Below are 2505 nucleotides of genomic sequence, written 5' to 3'. Positions count from 1 at the left end.
AGCCAGCGGTGGTGCGGCTGGGGGCCACTGGCTCTCTTCGCGGGTTGTTAGGCGCTGGTGAGGGCTGTTCGCTCCCTCATGTTGTAGGTGCCGGTCTCAACCCAGATGGTGTTGTGGATGATGCGGTCCATGATCGCGTCGGCGTGAACACCTGAGCCGAGGCGCTGGTGCCAGTCCTTCTGCTGATACTGGGTGCAGAACACCGTTGAGCTCTCCCCGTAACGGCGTTCCATCAGTTCCAGCAGCATTGTTCGCATCGATTCGGTCGGGCGATCGAGCAGCCACTCATCAATGACGAGCAGAGTGAACGAGGCGTATTTGCGCAGGAACTTCCCGGCACCGCCAGGAGTGTCTTGGGCAGCGACCCAGGCCTCCTCGAGGTCGGGCATCCGGACGTAGTAGGCGCGGATGCGATGTTCGCAGGCGCGTTTAGCGATCGCGCAGCCCAGATACGACTTCCCCGACCCGGTGAACCCCTGAAAGACGACGTTCTGCTGCCGGGCCACGAACGAGCATGTGCCGAGCTGGGTTAGCAGTTGCCGATTCAGGCCTCGCTCGTCGAGCAGGTCGATGCTGCGCAGATCCGCATTGGGATAGCGCAGCCCCGCCCGTCGGATCAGTCCGGAGACCTTGGAGTGCGTGAAGGTGGAGTAGGCGTCATCGACGACCAGCCGGACCCGCTCTTCAAACGACAAGCTGATGCTGAGGGTTTCGTCTTGGGTGTCGATCGCCTCCAGCAGTTCGCCGGCGTTCATCTCCCGCAGCTTGCGTTTGGTCTCGGTATCGAGCCGGCTCATCGGACTCCTCCGGCGTAGTAGGCGCTGCCTCTCACGTATCCGCCATCGTCGGCTTCCGGTTTGTCGGGGACGTGGCCGGTTTTATCTTGCCCGGTATCCAGGATCGGCCGCAGGTGCGCATACCGCGGAGAGCGGATCGGCCCCTGCAACGCCAGCGCGCAGGCGGCCTCGACCCGGGTCGGGGAGAACCGGCGCGACAGTCGCAGCACCGCCAGGGCGGGGTCGTAGCCGGCTTCCTCGATGGAGGCGGCTTCGAAGATCTTCCCGATCACCGTCACGGCCGATGGTCCCATCCGCGCCGCCCATTCCTCGATCCGGGCCCGGTCCCAGGCTTGGAAGCTGCGCCCTTCGGGCAGGTCCGCATCGTTGGTCTGATACTGGTTCGTGGTGCTTATCGGCAGCAGCAGGTGACTGGTCACACGCTCGTCATTCCGATAGACCTCCAGCATCGTGTCCGTGACGCGAAGGTCAACGTAGCCGCCGATATGGCTGAAGGGAACGGAGTAGAAGTTCCTCGCCCAGACCACGTGTGCGTTCTTATTCACCTTGCGTTTGTAGGACCACGTACTGATCTCGAACGGGGCCGCTGGCAGCGGTTGCATCAGCGGCTTCTCCTCGATCGTGAAGACGCTCAGCCTGGACCCGTCCCGTTTCTGGAACGGCTGCCGGTTGTAAGCATCGATCTGCTCACCGATCCGGACCCGCAACTGCGGCAGCGACGTGAACTGCTCCTGCCGCAACCCAGCGATGACCCAGATCGCGACATGAGAAACGGTGTTCTCGACGCTCGCTTTGTCCTTGGGTGCCCGAACGCGGCCCGGCAGTACTGCGGCCGAATAGTGCGCTGCCATCTCCCGGTAGGCATCATTGAGAACAACCTCGCCCTCGCGCGGGTGGGAGATCACCCCGGTCTTCAAATTGTCGGGCACCAGGCGCGGCACGCTGCCGCCGAAGAAAGCGAACATCGCCGTGTGGGCGCGCAGCCAGGACTCCTGCCGCATATCCAACGTGGCTTCCACGAACGCATACCGGCTGAACGGCAGGCACGCGACGAACAAATACACCTTCGAGATCTCACCCGTCGTCGGATCTAGCAGCTGCATCGTCGGCCCGGACCAGTCGACCTCGATGCTGCGGCCGGCCTTGTGACCAACGCGCGATGTCGCGCCCGAGACGGCGGAGTAGTCGCCATAAAGCCGGCAGAACCGGTCATAACTCATCACCGCTTGCTTCGGACCGGATGCGTCGACGTATTCCTGGTGCAGCAACTTCAACGTCACTCCGACCCGGGCCAGTTCGGTGTGCACCCGACCCCAGTCCGGCTGCGCGAACACGGACTCGTGCACTCCGCGACCCGGAAACAACGCCGCATACACCTCGCCCTCCGGCATCTCCTCGACGTCAGCCCAACCGACGCCGAGTCGGTCCGCCGCCTCGAGCACCACCTGGACGCTATTGCGAGCGATGCCCTGCCCCGACGCGATCGCCCTGCCAGACAAGCCTTGGTTTCGTAACTGCAAGACAAGCTTCGCCTTGATCTTCCGTACCATTATCGGTACTCCTTCCACCACGTGGCCCTCACGTGGTGGAAGGAGCCTTGCAGCTGGCTCTCAACCACGCCAACTATGGCTCTGAACGACACGATTCATGATTCCGAGCACTGGCTGCCACCCGCACCACCCCTGGCTCCCTCGGAAGCCAATATTCA

At 63.1% G+C, this 2505-nt stretch carries 2 protein-coding genes; both read right to left on the bottom strand.

Going from position 1 to position 2505, the window contains the following annotated elements:
- Positions 1 to 47 precede the first annotated feature (47 nt).
- Positions 48 to 797, bottom strand: a complete 750-nt coding sequence (locus CXY73_RS00185; protein ID WP_104176403.1) for an ATP-binding protein — start codon at positions 795 to 797, stop codon at positions 48 to 50.
- On the bottom strand, positions 794 to 2347 hold the full coding sequence (gene istA, locus CXY73_RS00180) for an IS21 family transposase (RefSeq protein WP_104176402.1): 1554 nt from the start codon (positions 2345 to 2347) through the stop codon (positions 794 to 796). Before istA ends, CXY73_RS00185 begins: the two co-directional genes overlap by 4 nt.
- Positions 2348 to 2505: the final 158 nt, after the last annotated feature.

Source organism: Cryobacterium sp. Y50, from assembly GCF_002929805.1.
In the GTDB taxonomy this organism is placed as follows: Bacteria; Actinomycetota; Actinomycetes; order Actinomycetales; family Microbacteriaceae; genus Cryobacterium.
The sequence above is the reverse complement of the archived record's forward strand: the minus strand, read 5'-3'. Positions and strand labels throughout refer to the sequence as shown.

Bases quoted from the DNA above. Each gene is read 5' to 3' on its own strand.
- CXY73_RS00185 (WP_104176403.1), bottom strand. From the start codon at position 797: ATGAGCCGGCTCGATACCGAGACCAAACGCAAGCTGCGGGAGATGAAC.
- istA (WP_104176402.1), bottom strand. From the start codon at position 2,347: ATGGTACGGAAGATCAAGGCGAAGCTTGTCTTGCAGTTACGAAACCAA.